Source organism: Wenzhouxiangella sp. YN9 (genome assembly GCF_056324165.1).
In genome coordinates this window covers 1-372 of sequence record NZ_JBJNIP010000020.1, presented here as the reverse complement: position 1 = coordinate 372, position 372 = coordinate 1, and the positions used below count along the sequence as shown (strand labels likewise).

Annotated in this window: 1 pseudogene; it reads left to right on the top strand. The window is 61.8% G+C overall.

Annotation, left to right across the window (positions count from 1 at the left end):
* A pseudogene (locus tag ACEWQ0_RS00045) lies at positions 1-372 on the top strand (hypothetical protein); the annotation flags it as partial.

Genomic DNA, 372 nt, shown 5'->3' with positions numbered 1-372 from the left:
CAGCGATATCGATGGTGCCAACGCCTTTCTAGCCGAGTTCATCGCCGACTACAACCACCGCTTCGCCAAGCCGCCACAGCATGCCAGTGACGCCCACCGGCCCGTACTGCACGACGCCGGCGAGCTCGATCAGATCTTTTCCATCCACCACACCCGCAAGCTGTCGAAAAACCTCACCTGCCAGTTCCACAACCGCGAATACCAGATCACCGGCCAGGGCAAGGGCTACCGGCTCAGAGGCAGCCTCGTGACGCTGTGCGAGCACTTTGACGGTCGCGTGACCGTGCTCAGCAAGGGGCAGTCGCTCCCCTTCCGGCTACTAGCCGAAGGCGAGCCGCCCATTCCAATCGAAGACGAGAAGTCCGTCAGCAA